General features: G+C 72.7%; 18 protein-coding genes. 11 read left to right on the top strand and 7 right to left on the bottom strand.

Annotation, left to right across the window (positions count from 1 at the left end; all coding sequences use genetic code 11):
• The first annotated feature begins 136 nt into the window (after positions 1 to 136).
• Together VLJ82_RS06590 and VLJ82_RS06595 are read left to right on the top strand one after the other, a co-directional pair.
• The gene (locus VLJ82_RS06590) at positions 137 to 1,579 is read left to right on the top strand and encodes an O-antigen ligase family protein (RefSeq protein ID WP_408662532.1); all 1,443 of its coding nucleotides are present in this window, start codon (positions 137 to 139) and stop codon (positions 1,577 to 1,579) included.
• Between the two features lie 25 nt (positions 1,580 to 1,604).
• Entirely contained in the window at positions 1,605 to 2,048 is a 444-nt protein-coding gene (locus tag VLJ82_RS06595) for a hypothetical protein (protein ID WP_408662533.1), read from the top strand.
• Positions 2,049 to 2,141: 93 nt separating this feature from the next.
• On the opposite strand, the gene VLJ82_RS06600 is transcribed toward VLJ82_RS06595, so the two are convergent.
• A complete protein-coding gene (locus VLJ82_RS06600) occupies positions 2,142 to 3,689 on the bottom strand; it encodes a UDP-N-acetylglucosamine 1-carboxyvinyltransferase (RefSeq protein WP_408662534.1) in 1,548 nt (515 codons plus the stop codon).
• A 174-nt stretch (positions 3,690 to 3,863) separates the two neighbouring features.
• Between VLJ82_RS06600 and VLJ82_RS06605 the strand changes: the two genes are divergently transcribed.
• Entirely contained in the window at positions 3,864 to 4,355 is a 492-nt protein-coding gene (locus VLJ82_RS06605; protein ID WP_408662535.1) for a DUF309 domain-containing protein, read from the top strand.
• Between the two features lie 6 nt (positions 4,356 to 4,361).
• Here the strand turns inward: VLJ82_RS06605 and VLJ82_RS06610 are convergent, their stop codons facing one another.
• The 3 genes from VLJ82_RS06610 to VLJ82_RS06620 are packed head-to-tail and all read right to left on the bottom strand — an operon-like array spanning position 4,362 to position 6,983.
• Positions 4,362 to 4,907 (bottom strand): NADPH-dependent FMN reductase, encoded by a 546-nt coding sequence (locus VLJ82_RS06610; protein WP_408662536.1) that lies wholly within the window; start codon positions 4,905 to 4,907, stop codon positions 4,362 to 4,364.
• Between the two features lie 47 nt (positions 4,908 to 4,954).
• The gene (locus tag VLJ82_RS06615) at positions 4,955 to 5,494 is read right to left on the bottom strand and encodes a methylated-DNA--[protein]-cysteine S-methyltransferase (protein WP_408662537.1); all 540 of its coding nucleotides are present in this window, start codon (positions 5,492 to 5,494) and stop codon (positions 4,955 to 4,957) included.
• Positions 5,495 to 5,507: 13 nt separating this feature from the next.
• Positions 5,508 to 6,983: an MFS transporter gene (locus VLJ82_RS06620; protein WP_408662538.1), complete on the bottom strand. Its 1,476-nt coding sequence runs from the start codon at positions 6,981 to 6,983 to the stop codon at positions 5,508 to 5,510.
• 95 nt (positions 6,984 to 7,078) lie between these two features.
• Here VLJ82_RS06620 and VLJ82_RS06625 point away from each other — a divergent pair, with 95 nt between their 5' ends.
• The 4 genes from VLJ82_RS06625 (at position 7,079) to VLJ82_RS06640 (ending at position 9,115) form a co-directional block, all read left to right on the top strand.
• Entirely contained in the window at positions 7,079 to 7,570 is a 492-nt protein-coding gene (locus VLJ82_RS06625) for a winged helix-turn-helix transcriptional regulator (RefSeq protein ID WP_408662539.1), read from the top strand.
• Between the two features lie 72 nt (positions 7,571 to 7,642).
• Positions 7,643 to 8,230 (top strand): hypothetical protein, encoded by a 588-nt coding sequence (locus VLJ82_RS06630; protein WP_408662540.1) that lies wholly within the window; start codon positions 7,643 to 7,645, stop codon positions 8,228 to 8,230.
• 54 nt (positions 8,231 to 8,284) lie between these two features.
• On the top strand, positions 8,285 to 8,734 hold the full coding sequence (locus tag VLJ82_RS06635; RefSeq protein ID WP_408662541.1) for a VOC family protein: 450 nt from the start codon (positions 8,285 to 8,287) through the stop codon (positions 8,732 to 8,734).
• Positions 8,735 to 8,824: 90 nt separating this feature from the next.
• Positions 8,825 to 9,115, top strand: a complete 291-nt coding sequence (locus VLJ82_RS06640) for a hypothetical protein (protein ID WP_408662542.1) — start codon at positions 8,825 to 8,827, stop codon at positions 9,113 to 9,115.
• A gap of 14 nt (positions 9,116 to 9,129) precedes the next feature.
• On the opposite strand, the gene VLJ82_RS06645 is transcribed toward VLJ82_RS06640, so the two are convergent.
• A complete protein-coding gene (locus tag VLJ82_RS06645) occupies positions 9,130 to 10,242 on the bottom strand; it encodes a hypothetical protein (RefSeq protein WP_408662543.1) in 1,113 nt (370 codons plus the stop codon).
• Complete coding sequence (locus VLJ82_RS06650; protein ID WP_408662544.1) at positions 10,239 to 10,793, bottom strand: sigma-70 family RNA polymerase sigma factor; 555 nt, start codon at positions 10,791 to 10,793, stop codon at positions 10,239 to 10,241. The genes VLJ82_RS06645 and VLJ82_RS06650 overlap by 4 nt, the downstream gene beginning before the upstream one ends.
• A 203-nt stretch (positions 10,794 to 10,996) precedes the next feature.
• Between VLJ82_RS06650 and VLJ82_RS06655 the strand changes: the two genes are divergently transcribed.
• The 4 genes from VLJ82_RS06655 (at position 10,997) to wrbA (ending at position 15,429) form a co-directional block, all read left to right on the top strand.
• Positions 10,997 to 12,034, top strand: coding sequence for an iron ABC transporter substrate-binding protein (locus tag VLJ82_RS06655; RefSeq protein WP_408662565.1), 1,038 nt, complete (start codon positions 10,997 to 10,999; stop codon positions 12,032 to 12,034).
• Positions 12,035 to 12,043: 9 nt separating this feature from the next.
• Positions 12,044 to 13,642, top strand: a complete 1,599-nt coding sequence (locus VLJ82_RS06660) for an ABC transporter permease (protein ID WP_408662545.1) — start codon at positions 12,044 to 12,046, stop codon at positions 13,640 to 13,642.
• A complete protein-coding gene (locus VLJ82_RS06665; protein ID WP_408662546.1) occupies positions 13,639 to 14,697 on the top strand; it encodes an ABC transporter ATP-binding protein in 1,059 nt (352 codons plus the stop codon). Before VLJ82_RS06660 ends, VLJ82_RS06665 begins: the two co-directional genes overlap by 4 nt.
• 105 nt (positions 14,698 to 14,802) lie before the next feature.
• Positions 14,803 to 15,429 (top strand): NAD(P)H:quinone oxidoreductase, encoded by a 627-nt coding sequence (gene wrbA, locus VLJ82_RS06670; RefSeq protein WP_408662547.1) that lies wholly within the window; start codon positions 14,803 to 14,805, stop codon positions 15,427 to 15,429.
• A 70-nt stretch (positions 15,430 to 15,499) separates the two neighbouring features.
• Here the strand turns inward: wrbA and VLJ82_RS06675 are convergent, their stop codons facing one another.
• Positions 15,500 to 17,170 (bottom strand): alpha-amylase family protein, encoded by a 1,671-nt coding sequence (locus tag VLJ82_RS06675; RefSeq protein WP_408662548.1) that lies wholly within the window; start codon positions 17,168 to 17,170, stop codon positions 15,500 to 15,502.
• Between the last annotated feature and the right edge of the window lie 169 nt (positions 17,171 to 17,339).

A 17,339-nucleotide genomic window follows, 5' to 3' on the forward strand; every position in this document is an offset into this window, starting at 1 on the left:
GGCCGCGGCCGGTGCGATAAATATGCATTACGACTAGGTAACACTCTGCCCGCGGGAGCAACGCCGGGGGTCCGTCCGGACTCTTCTGTCTTGTTCGCAGCGCACCGACCGGAGCGGGCAGCACGGGGGATCGGCCATGTCGTCAGGCCAGCAGTTGTCAGTCGAGCAGGTGTCCGTTACGGCCGAGCAGGCCAGACCGGACGCTCGACTGCGGCGCGGCGAGACGGTGACCTGGTTGCTGCTGGCCGCTCTGGCCGGAGCGGTGCTGGACCAGGGCGGTTTCTACGCCGGCGCCCAGCGGGTGCTGGGGCTGGCCCTGGCCGCCGCCGTCGCGGTCGCGATGTGGTCGGCAGCCCGGCCGGTGCCCAGGACCTGGTCGGTGCCGGCGGTGACCGGATTTGCCTGCGCCGGCTGGGCTTTGCTGGACGGCTGGCTGCACGGCGCCCCGGGTTCGGGCGTGCGGCCGGCGCTGCTGGTGGTCGCGGCCGGCGCGGTGATCGCGCTGTGCCGGTGGCTGGACTCCGACCATCGCGCCCGGCTCAGCACCGCCGTGGCAATGTTGGGCTGCCTGACCGGCCTGCTGGGCTGGTACGGGGTGGCCAGCCACTCCCCGGCGTTCGCGCTGACCGGCCAGGGCCTCTGGCGTGCCATGGGCACGCTCGGTTATCCCAATGCCGCCGCGGCGTTCCTGGCGGTGCTGCTGGTCGGCACCGTTACCCGGCAGGTCCGGAACGGATCGGCGCACTGGCCGACGGCGCTGGCCGGCACCGCCCTGCTGGTCGGCCTGGGTGCCACGCTCAGCCGGGGCGGCCTGCTCGCCACCGCGGCCGGCCTGGCGGCGCTGGCCGCGTTGCTCGGGCCCCGGCGGGTGCTGGCCGCGCTGTGGGCACCGGTGCTGGGCGCGGCGCTGGCCCTGGCCGGCCTGCTGCCCGGGCTGGCAGCCACCGCCGCGCCGCACCCGGGGCTGGCCGCCGGCACGCTGGCCGCCGGGCTGGTCACCGGCGGCTGGGCACCGCTCGCATGGCATTGGCTGCGATCGAGAATGGCCCGTCTACCGTTGGCATTCCTCGGCTGCCTGGCCGTCTCGCTGACCGGCGCCCTGCTGGCAGCCACCGGCGCCGGGTCGGTGCTGTCTTCGCTGCGGCAGGCCCGGCTCACGCTGTCCTCGGCCGACCGGGTCGCCGCCTGGCAGGCGGTGACCGACGTCATCGCCCGCCATCCAGTCATCGGCGCCGGCCCCGGGCTGCGCACCTTCAGCTGGTCCGACCCGCACGGCGGCGTGTTGGTTTTCGCTTACGCGCACAACGAATACCTGCAGGTACTGGCCGAGCTGGGGACGATCGGGCTGGTACTGCTGCTGGCCTGCCTGGCAGCGCTCCTGCGGGTGCTCGGGCGGTGCCGGCCACGCTCGGCCGGCGGCGAGGCAGCCGCGGCGGCGATCGCCGGCCTGGCGGTGCTGTGCACCTCGGCCCTGTTCGACTTCACCGGGCACTTTCCGGCCATCGTGCTGACTGCAGCAGCCCTGGTCGGTTGCGCCGAGCCGGCTTTCCGGCCGCGCGATAGCAGTCCAACCTCCTGATCTTCTTATCCAGAAAGGCATTCCCATGATCAATACTGCCCTGCTCAAGATCGGTGCGGGGGCCACCGCCCTGCTGGCCGGCGGCGGCGTGGCCCTGCTCAGCCCCACCTCCCCGGCGGTGGCCTACTCCTCACCGCCGCTGTTCCTCGACATCTCGATCCAGTCGCCGGCGCACCTGGTGGCCCGAGGCGCCGCCGTCACGGTCCCGATCACCACCACCTGCACCAGCGGCCAGGCCTACGTGCGGGTCCAGGTCACCGAACGGGTCGGCAAGAAGGTGGCCAGCGGCACCCAGTACGTCACCGTCGGGTGCACCGGCTCGCGCCAGCAGAGCACCGTGACGGTGCCGGCCGGTTCGGCCACGGTGTTCAGCAAGGGCACCGCCTACGTCACCGCCAGCATCGACGGGTGCGCGTCCTACTTCTGCGGCGAGGAGAACAACAGCGCCACCATCAAGATCGCTTCCTGAACCAGGGCGTCCCGCCGGAATGAGCCCTCCAGCGTTTCGGCGGGACGCCCGCCAGGCGATGTCCGCATCGCCCGGCGGGAGGTCAGCGGGTGCTCAGGAGTCGCGGAACGGCGAGATGCTGGCGCCGAGCAGGTTCAGCCGCTCGGCCAGCTGCTCGTAGCCCCGGTCGATGACGTAGACGTTGCGCAGCAGCGAGGTGCCCTTGGCCGCCAGCATCGCCAGCAGCACCACCACGGCCGGCCGCAGCGCCGGCGGGCAGATCACCTCGGTGCCCGACCAGTGGGTGGGCCCCTCGACGTAGATCCGGTGCGGGTCCATCAGGGTCACCTTGGCGCCCAGCTTGGTGAGCTCGGTCAGGTAGAGCGCCCGGTTGTCATAGACCCAGTCGTGGATCAGGGTGGAGCCCTGGGCGGTGGCGGCGATCAGCGCGAAGAACGGCAGGTTGTCGATGTTCAGGCCCGGGAACGGCATCGGGTGGATCTTGTCCAGCGGGGCGTGCAGCTCCGACGGCAGCACCGTCAGGTCGACCAGCCGGGTCCGGCCGTTGGCCGCGGGGTACTCGGGGCTGCGCAGGTAGCGCAGGCCCATCTCCTCCAGCAGGGCCAGCTCGATCTCGAGGAACTCGATCGGCACCCGGTTGACGGTGATCTCGGAGGAGGTCACGATCGCGGCGGTCACCAGGCTCATCGCCTCGATCGGGTCCTCCGACGGGGCGTAGTCCACGTCGCGGCGGATCTCCGGCACCCCGTGCACGGTGAGGGTGGTGGTGCCGATGCCGTCCACCCGCACCCCGAGCTCGGTGAGGAAGAAGCACAGGTCCTGCACCATGTAGTTCGGGCTGGCGTTGCGGATCACGGTCACCCCGGCCCGGCGGGCGGCAGCCATCAGGGCGTTCTCGGTAACCGTGTCGCCGCGTTCGGTCAGCACGATCGGCCGGGCCGGCGACACCGACGGGTCCACCTGGACGTGGTAGGCGCCGGCGGCCGCCTCGACCTGCAGGCCGAAGGGCCGCAGCGCGGTCATGTGCGGCTCGACGGTGCGGGTGCCCAGCGCGCAGCCGCCGGCGTAGGGCAGTTCGAAGGTCTGCTCGTGGTGCATCAGCGGGGCCAGGAACATGATGATGCTGCGGGTCCGGCGGGCCGCGTCCAGATCCATGCCGGCCAGGTTCAGCCGCTCCGGCGGCACGATCTCGAGGTCGTTGTCGGCGTTGAGCCACCGGGTGCGCACGCCGATGCTGGTGAGCACCTCGAGGATCCGGTTCACCTCCTCGATCCGGGCCACCTTGCGCAGCACCGTCCGGCCCTGGTTGAGCAGCGAGGCACACAGTAGGGCGACCCCGGCGTTCTTGCTGGTCTTGACCTCGATGCTGCCCGACAGCCGCCGGCCGCCCTGCACCCGCAGGTGCGGCGGGCGGGACCGGCCGATCGAGACGATCTCGGACTCCAGCGCCTCGCTGATCCGGGTCAGCAGCTCCAGGCTGAGGTTCTGGTTGCCCTGCTCGATGCGGTTGATCGCGCTCTGCGAGGTGCCCAGGGACTCGGCCAGCTGCGCCTGCGTCCAGCCGCGGTTGCGGCGCGAGTCGCGGATCAGCGACCCGATCCGGCGGGCGTAGTCCTTGGCGGCGCTTACGTCATCGACCATGCCCGAACGATATCTCAGATATGAGTTCGACCATGCCCGGTTGCCCGGGTAACGCGCCGCAAACCTGCCATATCCGGACAGATTCCTGCGCCTGGTGAGATCGTGGTTACCGGGCATCGACTTTGCTGAGGGGTGGTGGCGCCGGCTGGTGCGCCAATGCCACGATCTGCAGGTATGAGCACCGGGCCGTCCCGTTCCGAGCGGGACCGGGATGCCGGCGGCCGGCCCCGCAACGCCCGTCCGCGGGACGCGCTCGGCCGGCCGCTCGACTACGGCAGCGCCGGCGTGCCCCCGGCCGTCGCGGCACCGGCCGGCACCGCGGAGGAGTCCCTGGAGCAGGCCCAGCGGCTGCTCGACGCCGGCCGGCCGTTCGAAGCGCACGAGGTGCTGGAGGACGCCTGGAAGGCCGCCCCGGCCGCCGAGCGGGACCTGTGGCGGGGGCTCGCCCAGCTCGCGGTGGGGCTGACCCACGCCGCCCGGGGCAACCGGACCGGGGCCGCCGCGCTGCTGGCCCGTGGGGCGGGCAACCTCACCGGCTACCGGGACGGGGCGCCGCACCGCATCGACGTGCCCGGCCTGCTGGCCTGGGCGGCGGCCGCCGGGGCGGCGGTGACCGATCCGGCGGCGGCAGGGCCCGGCGTCCCGCGCCTGGTCAGCCAGCTGTGACCAGCGTCAGCTCGCCTGGCCGGCGGTGACCAGCGCCGCCACCGCCGCGGCCAGCCGGTCCCGGGCCGCGGGATCGGTGACCAGGCCGTCCGGGCCGATCTCGGCGCGGGTCACCGGCACCTGCACGCAGGCCGGCTCCACGATCACCGAGTCGGTGTAGGTCAGCACCGTGCGGAGCTCTGCGTAGGCACCGGCCGCCCTGGTCGGACCGCCCCACGCGCAGTTAATCCACCCCACCGGCTTGCCGGACATCTCGCCACCGCCGACCGACCAGTCCAGCAGGTTCTTCAACGACCCCGGCAGGGCGCCGGCGTACTCGGGGGTGCTGAACAGCAGCGCGTCCGCCTCGCCCAGCTGGTGGCGCAACCGGGCCACCGCGGCCGGCAGGTGCTCGCCGTCGTCGTCGGGGTTGAAGTGCGGCAGCTCGGCCAGCTCGTCGTAACTGGACACCGCCACGTCGTCCGGCGCCAGCAGGCCGGCGGTCCGCAGCACCGCCGCGTTGCTGGAACCGGCCCGGACGCTTCCGCAGATCAACAGCAACCGGCTCGCCATCGCCCCAGACTACGGGCGGCCGGCCCGCGACGGGGTGGCCCGGATGCTCAGAACAGGGTCGGCTCGTCGGGTGGCAGCGCGCCTTCCAGCTGCAGCATCCGGCGCTTGGCCGCCACCCCGCCGTGCGCCGAGAAGCCGTGCATGGAGCCGTCGGCGGCCAGCACCCGGTGGCACGGCACGATGATCGGGCACGGGTTGTGTCCCAGCGCCCGGCCGACCGCCCGGGCCGCGCCCGGCTGCTGCAGCTCGGCGGCGATCGCCCCGTAGGTCAGCGTGGTCCCGGGCTGGATGCCACGGGTCACCCGGTAGACCTCGCGGTGGAAGTCGGGCACCCCGGACAGGTCGAGCTCGACGTCGGCAAGATCGTCCTTCGAGCCGTCGAACAGCGCGACGATCCGTTCGATCACCTGCTGGACCGCCGGCGGTGGCGGCTGCTCGCGACTGCCGGCCAGCCGGCGGGCGATCCGGCGGCGGGTGGCGTCGGGGCTGGCATCCGGCAGGTTCACGTCCACGATCCCGGCCTCGGTCCAGCCCAGCGCGCAGCACCCGATCGCGGTGTCGAACAGGGCGAATCCGGCGGCGGTCATGATGGCTGCCATTTTAGGCCCCGGACGGGCCGGCCGGAGCCGACCGGCCGGGTACGGCCACCGGAGCGCCGACCACCGGAGCGCCGGCCGGGGAGCCGACCGTGCCGACCGGGGCAGTGACCACGCCGGTCGGGGCGGCGACGGCGGCACCCGGGCGGGGCAGCCCGAGCGCCAGCATCCCGGTGACCACCCCGAGCAGGGCCGCGACCAGCCAGGCCAGCCGGAACTCGTCCCGGCTGGCGGCGTCGATGTGCACGCCGACCAGGGTGACCAGCAACGCCACCCCGACGGCGCTGGCGATCTGCCGGCCGGCGTTGATCATCGCCGAGCCGGTCGCCGAGCGCTGCGCCGGCAGCGCGGTGACCCCGGCGGCGATCAGGGTGCTCACCGCTAGGCCCACCCCGGCACCGCCGATCAGCATGCTGGGCAACAGGCCGGTCAGGTAGGACGGGCTGGTGTGCAGCCGGCCGGCCTGTATCAGCATGGCCACCGCGAACAGCGCCGAGCCGAGCGCCACCACCGGGGCGCTGCCGCGACGGCGCACCGCCCGGCTGGACAGCAGCGTCACCACCGGCACCATGGCCGGCCCCGGGGCCAGGGCAAGGCCGGTGCGCAGCGGCGAGTAGTGCCAGATCTCCTGGCACCACAGCACATCCGACAGCAGCATGATCGAGAAGCCGGCCCCGAACACGAAGGTGGCCGTGTTCGCCAGCCCGAAGCCCGGCACCCGGAACAGGCTCAGCTCGAACAGCGGTGACCGGTGCACCGCGCTGCGGCGCAGGAACAGCGCCGTCGCGGCGGCCGCCAGCCCCAGCAGGGCCAGGGTGGCGGCCGACGACCAGCCCCAGACCGGGGCCTGCACCAGCGCGCCGGTGAGGCTGCCGACCGCGACCGTGACCAGCGCGGCCCCGGCCAGGTCGGGCCACGGCTCGCGCTCCCGGGCCGGCGGGTGCGGCAGCACCCGCAACCCCGCCAGCAGCGACAGCAGCCCCACCGGCAGGTTCACCAGGAACACCCAGCGCCAGCTGTGCACCACCAGCAGGCCGCCGATCACCGGCCCGGCCGCGGCCGCCAGCGCGCCGACCGCCGACCAGGCCCGGGCGGCCGCCATCCGCCGCTCCGGCGGGAACACCACCATCAGCAGCGCCAGCGAGGTGGGCAGCTGCGCCGCCGCCCCGGCTGCCTGCAGCACCCGGGCGGCGATCAGCACCGGCAGGTTGGGCGCCAGCGCGCAGAGCCCGGAACTGACCGTGAAGACCACCACGCCGGCGAGGAAGACCCGGCGGTGCCCGATCCGGTCGCCGAGCCGGCCCGCGGCCACCAGCAGGGCGGCCAGTCCTACCGCATAGCCGTTGAGCACCCAGGACAGGTCGGCCAGGCTCGGCGGCCGGCCACCGGAGGAGAAGCCGGTGCCGATGGTCGGCAGCGCGACGTTGACGATCCAGAGGTCCAGGTTGGTCATGAAGACCGCGGTCACCACTACGGCCATCACGTAACCGCGGGCGGCAACGCCTGGGTTTGATTTCCCTACTGACATGAGCCGAACAGTAGCGGTCCTCGGTTTGATATGCCAACCTTGAATGTGTGACCGCCGTTCCGACCTCCCGCATCGACCCGACCGCCCTGCCCGGACGTCCCTGCTCGGCCGCCGCCGCGCTGGAGCTCGTCGGGGACCGGTGGTCGCTGCTGGCGGTGCGCGAGGTGATGTTCGGCAACCGGCGCTTCAGCGAGATCGCCCGCAACACCGGCGCGCCGCGCGATCGGCTGGCCGCCCGGCTCAAGGTGCTGGTGGACGCCGGGGTGCTCGAACGGCGCCAGTACCAGCAGTCGCCACCCCGCTCGGACTACCACCTCACCCCCGCCGGCTGGGCGCTGGCCCCGGTGCTGCAGGCGCTGCTGGAGTGGGGCGACGCCTGGGCCGTCGACTCGGCACCACCGATCACCCTGCTGCACCATGACCACGTGCTGCACGCGTCCTGGACCTGCGCCGAGTGCGGCGAGCCGGTGCACCGCCGGGACGTCCACCGGAAGATGAACGTGCCCGGCTGGGACCTGGCCGGCCCGGTTGCCGACTGAGCTGCCGCCGGTGGACCGCTGCCGCGGGCCGAGGGGCAGAATGGGATCTTGCCCGCGGACAGGAGACCTCGCATGACCAGAACGGCCGGATGGCTCGCGCCGGTAGTGGTGCTGGGCGTCGTCCTGACCGGCTGCGGCGGCTCGTCCCCGGCCGCGCGTCCCGGCACGAGCCCGAGCCCGTCGGCCTCCAGCAGCGCCGTCATCGGCCCGTCCGCGCCCGCCTTCGCCTCCACCTCGGCAGGCTCGCCCCGCGACGTGATCTCCAAGCCGGACTTCCTGATCGACGCCAACGCGATGTGCTCGGCGGTCGACGCCCAGCTGCAGGCGCTGCCCGCTCCGACCGACGACGCCGCCATGCGGGTCTACGTGACCGGCGTGCTGCGGATCATGCCGGTCTACCTCTCGCACGCCCAGACGCTGGTCGCCCGGACGGCCGAGCGCGCCCAGCTCGAGAAGAACTGGCTGATCCCCGAGCGCGCCGACTACGACGCCTTCAAGCCGGCCGGCCAGGCGCTGCTCCAGGCCCTGGACGCCCACGACGACGCCGCGGTGCAGGCCGCCGTCAGCGACCTGTCGGCAGTGCCCGACCACAGCGACGTCGTGCAGGCCTACCTCAACGGCTACGGGCTGCCCAGCTGCGCGCACATCGACAAGAGCTGAGCCCGTACCTCGCAAGGACGCGAGCCGGTCCGGGATGGGGCAGGATCCAGCACCATGGCCACCCGATTCCAGGTCACCGTCGACTGCCACGACCCGGTCCTGATGGTGCGGTTCTGGTGCGAGGTGCTCGGCTACGTGCCCGAGCCGCCACCGGCCGGCTTCGACAGCTGGTACGAGTTCCTGCGCGGCATCGGGGTGCCCGAGGAGGAGATCGCCGACCACGACCTGTGCGACTCGGTGGTCGACCCGGACGGCCAGGGCCCGCGGATCTGGTTCCAGCTGGTTCCCGAGGCCAAGCAGATCAAGAACCGGCTGCACCTGGACCTGGAGATCGGCGGCGGCCACCAGGTGCCACTGGCCGAGCGGCGCCGCCGGATCCAGGCCGAGGCGCGCCGGCTGGAGGCGGCCGGCGCCCGGCGGTTGTCCGAGCTGGCCCAGGACGGCCTGGACCACTACGCGATCACGCTGGCCGATCCGGAGGGCAACGAGTTCTGCCTGCACTGACCCGGTGGCGGGCTGCACTCACCCGGTGGCGGGGCTTCGAAAGCATCACTTTGCTGCGCACCGCAGGCCGGTCGGCCTAGGCTCCCCGGCATGCACGACTACGGCGCCGACCTCGTGGCCGGAGAGCGACGCGACGACCTGCTCGACGCGCTGGTGGAAGCCCGGCTGACCCCGGCCGCCGACGGTGTGGTGCGGCTGAGCATGAACCTGCCCGCCAACTGCCCGCTGGTCCGGGCGCTGATGCGGGTCGAGGCCGAGCTGATCCTGATGGACGCCGATGCCATGGCCCGGGGCCGCTTCGCGCCCCGCACCAGCGACCAGCGCCGGGCCGACGCGTTCATGGCCCTGGCCCTGCGGGCCGCCGACATCCCGGCCCCCTAGAGCAGCCGGCGGCCTCAGGGGTTGGGCTCGAGCAGCGGCGAGGTCTGGGTCTGCCGGCCGATCACCGACTGGCTGGCAATCTCCAGCTGGCCGGCCTGCGGAGTCCGGAAGGTCACCTGGCAGGAGATCCGGTAGGTGTGCCCGGCCCGGACCAGGAAGGGGTTCGGGCACCGTCCGGTGGCGACGTCGCCCAGCGTCACCGACAGGATGGCCACCGGATCGCCGTCGGAGGCCACGATGTAGTCCACCGTGAACGGATAGCTGCGGCCCGGCACCACCGTGGTGCCGGCGAGCTCGCGGGCCGGCCCGCCCAGGCCGGTGTAGCCGGGATGCTCGGCCGACGCCGGCCCGACCGCCACCCCGGTCACCTCGGTGGCCTCCGGAACGCCGGCCGTCGCCTCGGCGAACCGGGTAGCTGCCCGGTCCCGCGCCACCGAGAATCCCTGCAGCGGCAGCGCGAGCCCGCCTTCGGACCCGGCAGCGTGATAGGAGATTACGAGCTGACCGTCACCACCCGGTCGGTAGACGGCCCGGCAGTGCAGCAGATAGGTGTGCACCGAGCGCGCCAGGAAGGGCCCGGGGCAGGCGCCGGTGCTGACCCCCCGAAGTTCCGAGGAGAACACTGCCACCTCAGGGGCGTTCCGTCCGGCGATGTATTTCACGGTGAACTCGAACGGCTCGCCCGGGGCCGGCTCCGGACTGGGGTACTCGGCGATCGTGGGTGAGAAATAGTAATAATCCTGGGGATCCCCGTACAGGATGGCGTCGTCGGCCGTTGCCGGCACGACAGTCACCCCGGCGACGTCCTCCGCCTCCGGAACGCCCCTCGCCTCGGGAAAGGACGCCGTCGGCAGCGCCGACCGGGACGGCGACGGGGTCGCCGGGACGTGGGCCCGGCGCAGCCCGGGCTCCCGGTTCATCGTGATGGCCAGGATCATGCCGGCGGCCAGCAGTGCTGCCAGCGAGGCCGCCAGCACCGGCAGCGCCCACTGCCGCAGGCCACCTGCCGGCCTGGACCGCTCGATGAGCGCCAGCCGGTCGAACTCGGGCACCATCCGGTGCCCGGCGAGCTCGGCGTCGACAGCGGAGTTGACCAGCTCCTTGATGGTGGTGTCGAGGTCGGTCACGACAGTTCTCCCCGGAGAGCGCGCAGGGTGGCTATGCCCCGGCTGGCGGCGGACCGGACGTGGGCCGGCGACATGCCGGTGGCCTCCGCGATCTCAGCATCGGTGAGGTCGACGAGGAACCGCAGGGTCAGCACCTCGCGTTGCCGGCGGGGCAGCGCGGCCAGCGCCTGGCGGGCCAGTTCCTGCTCGGCCGACCGCAGCGAAGACTCGTCGGCCGCCGGCGCGTGCTCGACGGCCTCGCGCAACCCGCCGAGCCAGGCCCGCACCGTCCGGCGCCGGCGCAGCGTGGACCGCGCGCCGTTGACCACGCTGGCCCGCAGGTACCGGACCGCCGCCTGGCTGTCGGCGATCAGGTTCGCGCAGTTCCAGGTGCGGTACAGCCCGGCGAAGGCGTCCTGCACCACGTCCTCGGCGGAGCTGACGTCGTCGACCAGGCCCTGGGCCAGCCGGAGCATCGGCCACCACTGGGCCCGGTAGAGCGCGGCGAAGCGCCGGTCGTCCACCGGGCCGGGCGGCTGGTCGGCGGCCAGCCAGACTGCCGTCGTGTCCATCAAGGGCCCACCTCGTGGCGTCGTCGCGCGCGCTCTGCATGCAAGACGCATGAGCAGACGATTTGTTGCACATCCCCGCGAACTTCGCCCGGCCGGTCCGTTCCACGGCTCACTGCGGAAGCGGTCGGATCGCATGGAGCGAGAATTCGACTGCCTACCAGCCCATGTAAGGTATGCCTAACCTAACTCCCAGGAAAGGCTGACTGACGTTGCGTTCGAACAAGCGATGGGTGCTGATCGCCCCGGTGGCTGCCACCGCCCTGCTGGCAACCGGCTGCGGCGCCGGCTCCGATGACGGCGGGAGCGCGGGCTCCGGCACGATCACCGTCTACAACGCCCAGCACGAGTCCCTGACCCAGGCTTGGGCGGACGCCTTCACCAAGGAGTCCGGCATCAAGGTGGTGCTGCGCAACGGCGACGACTTCGAGATGGCCAACCAGATCAAGCAGGAGGGCAGCGCCTCGCCCGCCGACGTCTTCCTCACCGAGAACTCCCCCGCGATGACCGTGGTGGAGAACGCCGGCCTGTTCGCCGACGTCGAGGACGCCACGCTGGACCAGGTGCCGCCGCAGTACCAGCCGTCCACCGGCAAGTGGGTCGGCATCGCGGCCCGCTCGACCGTGTTCGTCTACAACACCGGCAAGCTGACCGAGGCGCAACTGCCCGCCTCGCTGATGGACCTGGCCGACGACTCCTGGAAGGGCCGGTGGGGCGCCTCGCCGGCCGGCGCGGACTTCCAGGCCATCGTGAGCGCGATGCGCGAGCTCAAGGGGGCGGCGGCCACCCAGGCGTGGCTGGCAAAGATGAAGACCAACGCCGAGCCGTACAAGGGCAACAGCGCGGTGCTCAAGGCCGTGAACGCCGGCCAGCTGGACGGCGGGGTGATCTACCACTACTACTGGGCCGGCGACCAGGCCAAGACCAAGGAGAACAGCAAGAACACCAAGCTGCACTACTTCGGCAACCAGGACCCCGGCGCCTTCGTGAGCCTGTCCGGCGGTGGCGTGCTCAAGTCCAGCAAGCACGCGGCGCAGGCCCAGCAGTTCCTGAAGTTCGTCACCGGCAAGGCCGGGCAGCAGGTGCTGCAGACCGGCACGTCGTACGAGTACCCGGTGGGCAGCGGGGTGGCCGCCAACGCCGCGCTCAAGCCGCTGTCCGAGCTGGGCGCGCCGGACATCGACGAGGCCAAGCTCAACGGCCCCGAGGTCGTGGACATGATGACCGAGGCCGGCATTCTCTAGCATCCGTCCGTGCCCGCCACCCTGACCCCTGCCGCCCGCCCGGCTGCCCGGCCCCGTGCCGGCCGGCCGGGCGGCGGTCGCGGCAGGTCCCGGCGGGCCCCGGCCGGGGTGCTGCTGGCCGCCGTCGTGGTGGCGGTGTTCTCGCTGGTCCCGCTGGGCTACGTGCTGGCCCAGACCGTCGCCACCGGCTGGGACCAGGCCTACGCCCTGCTGGTGCGGCCCCGGGTCGGCGAGCTGCTGCGGCACACGCTGGGCCTGGTGGCCTGCACGGTCACCGGCAGCGTGCTGCTCGGGGTGTCGGCCGCCTGGCTGGTGGAGCGGACCGACCTGCCGCTGCGCCGGCTGTGGGCGGTGCTGTTCGCGCTGCCGCTGGCCGTCCCGGCCTTCGTCACCAGCTACGGCTGGGTCTCGCTGTACCCCTCGATCGAGGGGCTGCGCGGCGCCGCGCTGATCACCACCGCTGCCTACTTCCCGTTCGTGTACCTGCCGGTGGCGGCGGTGCTGCGGCGGCTGGACCCGGCGTTGGAGGAGTCGGCCCGATCGCTCGGGCACTCCCCGGCCCGGGTGCTGGCCGGGGTGGTGCTGCCGCAGTTGCGCGTCGCGATCGGAGGCGGGGCGCTGCTGGTCGGCCTGCACCTGCTCGCCGAGTACGGCGCGCTGCAGATGATCCGGTACTCGACCTTCACCACCGCGATCATGGAGCAGTACCAGTCCACCTTCAACGGCGCGGCGGCGACCATGCTGGCCGCGGTGCTGGTGAGCCTGTGCCTGCTGCTGATCACCGTCGAGGTGCTGCTGCGCGGCCGGGGCCGCTACGCCCGGCTGGGTTCCGGCGCCGCCCGGCCGGCCCGCCCGGTACGGCTGGAACGGGCCACCGGGCCGGCGCTGCTGGCGAGCGCGGCGGTCTGCGCGCTGGCCATCGGGGTGCCGTTCGTCAGCGTCGCGCGCTGGCTGGCGCACGGCGGCCGCGGGCTGTGGACGGCACCGGAGCTGCTGCCGGCACTGCTGAGCACGCTGGTCCTGGGGGGATACGCCGCCGTGCTGACGGCCGCGGTCGCGCTGCCGGTGGCCTGGCTCGCGGTGCGCCACCGGAGCTGGGGCTCGACGGTGCTGGAGCGCTGCACCTACCTGGCCAGTGCCATGCCCGGCATCGTGGTGGCGCTGGCCTTCGTGACGGTGGCGATCCGCTACGCCCGCCCCGTCTACCAGAGCACCCTGCTGCTGGTGACCGCCTACGCCCTGCTGTTCCTGCCCCGGGCGATGGTGAGCCTGCGGGCCGGCATCGAGCAGGTCCCGCCCGAGCTGGACGAGGCGGCCCAGGCGCTGGGCAGCTCGCCGCTGCGGCTGTTCGGCCGGGTCACCCTGCCGCTGCTGGCCCCCGCGCTGGGCGCCGGCGCCGCGCTGGTGTTCATGGCGGTGGTCACCGAGCTGACCGCCACCCTGTTGCTGGCCCCGACCGGCACCCGGACGCTGGCGACCCAGTTCTGGTCGGCGAGCTCGGCGATCGACTACGCCGGTGCGGCGCCGTACGCGCTGCTGATGATCGTGCTGTCGATGCCGGTGTCGTGGTTCCTGCTGGTGCAGTCGCACCGGATGGCCGGGCGGTGAGCGCGCTCACGGTCCGCGGGGTGCACAGCTCCTACGGCCGGGTGGAGGTGTTGCGGGGCATCGACCTCGACATCGTCGACGGCACCACCACCGCCATCGTGGGGCCGTCCGGGTGCGGCAAGACCACGCTGCTGCGGGTGATCGCCGGCTTCGAGCGGCCGGCGCCGGGATCGGTGGCCATCGGCAACCGGCAGGTCTGCGGGCCCGGGGTGTGGGTGCCGCCGCACCGGCGCGGCATCGGCTACGTCGCCCAGGACGGGGCGTTGTTCCCGCACCTGACGGTGGCACAGAACATCGCCTTCGGGCTGCCCCGGGCCGAGCGCCGGTCCCGGGCCCGGATCGCCGAGCTGCTGGAACTGGTGAACCTGGACCCGGCGCTGGCCGGCCGCCGGCCCGACCAGCTGTCCGGCGGCCAGCAGCAACGGGTGTCGCTGGCCCGGGCGGTGGCTCCCCGGCCCGGGCTGGTGCTGCTGGACGAGCCGTTCAGCGCGCTGGACGCCGGGCTGCGGACCAGTACCCGGGCAGCGGTGGCCGCGGCGCTGGCCGAGCGCGGCGTGACCACCCTGCTGGTCACCCACGACCAGTCCGAGGCATTGTCCTTCGCCGACCAGGTGGCAGTGATGCGCGCCGGCCTGCTGACCCAGATCGGGCCGCCGCGCCAGATCTACGAGCAGCCGGTGGACCTCGACACCGCCGCGTTCGTCGGCGACGCGGTGGTACTGGCCGGCGTGCTGGCCGGGTCGGTCGCCGAGTGCGCGCTGGGCAGCGTGCCGGTCCAGCAGCCGGCTCCCCGGCCGGGCTCCGGCAGCGTGCTGCTGCGGCCGGAACAGATCGAGCTGAGCAGCGGGCCGGGCGGCGCGGACGATGCGGGAGTGTCCGGCACCGTCACCGGGCTCGACTACTACGGCCACGACGCCATGGTGCGAATCCGGCTGGACGGGCCCGGGGCGGACGTGATCAGCCTGCGCCACACCGGCATCGACGCCCCCGCCCGGGGCGCCGCGGTCCGGCTGCGGGTACGCGGCACGGCGCGCTGGTACCCGGCAGCCGGCTGAGCCGCCCGGCACCTTCCCGTCGGGTGCGGGGAATTCTCCCGAGTTGATTGAGCGTTCAAGCGAACGTTCGACTTCCTGCCCGCGCACCCGAAAGGCGTTGTCTTCATGTCCGAACCCACCAAGGTCGCCGTCATCTACTACTCCTCGACCGGCACCGTGTACGAGCTGGCCAAGTCCATCGTCGAGGGAGCCGAGAAGGCCGGCGCCGAGGTCCGGCTGCGCAAGGTGGCCGAGCTCGCCCCGGCCGAGGCGATCGCCGCCAACGCCGGCTGGGCCAGCCACGCCGCCGAGACGCAGGACGTGCCGGTGGCCAGCGGCGAGGACATTCTGTGGGCCGACGCGGTGATCCTGGGCTCGCCGACCCGGTTCGGCAACGTCGCCTCGCAGCTCAAGCAGTTCCTCGACACCCTGGGCCCGCTGTGGGCGCAGGGCCTGCTCGCCGACAAGGTCTACAGCGGGTTCACCGCGACCTCGACCAAGCACGGCGGCCAGGAGTCCACCCTGCTGGCGCTCTACAACACCATCCACCACTTCGGCGGCATCGTGGTCGCGCCCGGCTACACCGACCCGGTCAAGTTCGCCGACGGCAACCCGTACGGCACCAGCCACGTCGCCGGCCAGGGCGACCTGCCGGTGGACGACACCGCACGCGAGGCCGGCGCCTACCAGGGCCGCCGGGTGGTCCGGATCGCCACCGCAGTCAAGGCCGGCCTGGCCGCCTCGGCCGGCTGAGCACTCCTCCGGCCGCTGAGCCCGGCTGCCAGCGGGTCCAGCCGCTGGCCGCTGGGCCCCGCCCGCTGGATCAGGCTGCCGCCCCACGGCGCAGCCTGATCCAGCGGTACCCCCAGCCGTTGAGCCGCAGCTGCGCCATGCTGCTCGCCGGCGGTTCGTACTCGCCGTCGGAGAAGACCTCGTACGGCTTCTTGCCCTTCCGGTCGATGCCCAGGTCGGCCTTGCTGAGATCCAGCGTGACGGGCGAGTCAGCGAGGTTGTGCAGCAGCAGGATGGTGCCCTCGGGGGCGTCGTAGCGGTGCACCAGCACCGACCGGGGCAGCGCCGCGTCGAGCACGCTGGGCTGGCCCACCCCGACTTCCGGGCACTCGCGCAGCACCCGGATCATCTCCTCGAACCAGCGCAGCAGCGACTGCCGGTCGGTCCGCTGGTCCTCCACGTTGACCCGCTTGGCGGTGTAGGCGCCGCGGGCCGGCAGCGGCCGGACGAGCTTGTCCACTCCGGCGGTGGAGAACCCGCCGCCGCGGCTGGCGTCCCACTGCATCGGGGTGCGGATCGCCTGCCGGCCGGGCAGCTTCAGCTCCTCGCCCATTCCGATCTCCTCGCCGTAGCGCAGCACCGGGGTGCCGGGCATGGTGAACTGCAGCGAGTAGGCGAGCCGGATCCTGCGCTGCTCACCGTTCATCATCGACGCCAGCCGGCGGCGGATGCCCCGTCCGTACAGGCGCATCTCGGGCTTGGGCGCGAAGGCGGCGAACACGTCGCCGCGCTGCTCGTCGGTCAGCTTGCTCAGGTCGAGCTCGTCGTGGTTGCGCAGGAAGGTGGCCCACTGGGCCATCGCCGCCAGCTTGGGCAGGCTGCCCAGCGCCTCGATCAGCGGCTCGGCGTCGCAGCGGGCCAGCGCCAGCCAGAGCCGGGCGTTGAGGGCGAAGGCGAACATCATGTGCGCCCGGTCGTTGGGGCCGTCCGGGGCGGCCGAGCAGTACTTGGGCAGTTCCTCGGGGCCCACGTTGGCCTCGCACAGCAGCACCGCCTCGCTGTTGCGCCACTGCACGTCCTGGCGCCAGTCGTCGAGGATGGCCCAGTCCATCGGACCCGGGTCCACCCCGGCGCTGATCTGCTCGAGCACGAACGGCGCGGCGTCGATCCGGAACCCGGACGCGCCCAGCTGCAGCCAGAAGCCCATCACCTTCTTGATCTCCGCACGCACCGCCGGGTTCGCCCAGTTCAGGTCGGGCTGGAAGTCGTAGAAGCGGTGGTAGTACCACAGCTTGGCGACCTCGTCCCACGACCAGGTCTCGGTCTGCTCGCCGGGAAACACGATGCCCTGCCGGCGGTCCGGCGGCTCGTCGGCGCTCCAGACGTAGAAGTCGCGGAACGGCGAGTCCGGGTCGCTGCGCGCGGAGACGAACCACGGGTGCTGGTCGGAGGTGTGGTTGACCACCAGGTCGAGCAGCAGCCGGATGCCGCGCGAGCGGGCCTGGGTGGCCAGCTCCACGAAGTCGCCGAGGCTGCCCAGCCGCGGGTCGACGCCGTAGTAGTCGCTGATGTCGTAGCCGCCGTCGCGCTGCGGCGAGGGATGGATCGGGTTGAGCCAGATACAGGTCACCCCGAGCCGGGCCAGGTAGTCCAGCCGGCTGATCAGGCCCGGCAGGTCACCGCAGCCGTCACCGTTGGAGTCGGCGAAGGTGTCGACCTCGACGCAGTAGATGACCGCTTCCTTGTACCAGCGCTCGGACACCGGCGATCCCTTCGGCTCTCGGGAGTTGCGGAGTGCCCATTGAATCAGCCCCGGTCGGCGGTTCCCGCCCCGCGCGGGGTGGGGATGCGGCAGCCGTCGCTCGCCTGGCTCGTGGAGGGATGTGTAACAAATTTGTTAAGCCGCGTGCCTGGGCTGCGCTGTCCGGTTA

Origin of the sequence: Jatrophihabitans sp., from assembly GCF_035474675.1 — a bacterium.
Classification (GTDB): domain Bacteria; phylum Actinomycetota; class Actinomycetes; order Mycobacteriales; family Jatrophihabitantaceae; genus Jatrophihabitans_A.

What these genes read in the sequence shown, in the direction of transcription:
- VLJ82_RS06650 (WP_408662544.1), bottom strand. Translation starts at nt 10,793, where the DNA reads ATGGACACGACGGCAGTCTGGCTGGCCGCCGACCAGCCGCCCGGCCCG.
- VLJ82_RS06590 (WP_408662532.1), top strand. Translation starts at nt 137, where the DNA reads ATGTCGTCAGGCCAGCAGTTGTCAGTCGAGCAGGTGTCCGTTACGGCC.
- VLJ82_RS06595 (WP_408662533.1), top strand. Translation starts at nt 1,605, where the DNA reads ATGATCAATACTGCCCTGCTCAAGATCGGTGCGGGGGCCACCGCCCTG.
- VLJ82_RS06600 (WP_408662534.1), bottom strand. Translation starts at nt 3,689, where the DNA reads ATGGTCGATGACGTAAGCGCCGCCAAGGACTACGCCCGCCGGATCGGG.
- VLJ82_RS06610 (WP_408662536.1), bottom strand. Translation starts at nt 4,907, where the DNA reads ATGGCGAGCCGGTTGCTGTTGATCTGCGGAAGCGTCCGGGCCGGTTCC.
- VLJ82_RS06615 (WP_408662537.1), bottom strand. Translation starts at nt 5,494, where the DNA reads ATGACCGCCGCCGGATTCGCCCTGTTCGACACCGCGATCGGGTGCTGC.
- wrbA (WP_408662547.1), top strand. Translation starts at nt 14,803, where the DNA reads ATGTCCGAACCCACCAAGGTCGCCGTCATCTACTACTCCTCGACCGGC.
- VLJ82_RS06640 (WP_408662542.1), top strand. Translation starts at nt 8,825, where the DNA reads ATGCACGACTACGGCGCCGACCTCGTGGCCGGAGAGCGACGCGACGAC.
- VLJ82_RS06635 (WP_408662541.1), top strand. Translation starts at nt 8,285, where the DNA reads ATGGCCACCCGATTCCAGGTCACCGTCGACTGCCACGACCCGGTCCTG.
- VLJ82_RS06605 (WP_408662535.1), top strand. Translation starts at nt 3,864, where the DNA reads ATGAGCACCGGGCCGTCCCGTTCCGAGCGGGACCGGGATGCCGGCGGC.
- VLJ82_RS06620 (WP_408662538.1), bottom strand. Translation starts at nt 6,983, where the DNA reads ATGGCCGTAGTGGTGACCGCGGTCTTCATGACCAACCTGGACCTCTGG.
- VLJ82_RS06630 (WP_408662540.1), top strand. Translation starts at nt 7,643, where the DNA reads ATGACCAGAACGGCCGGATGGCTCGCGCCGGTAGTGGTGCTGGGCGTC.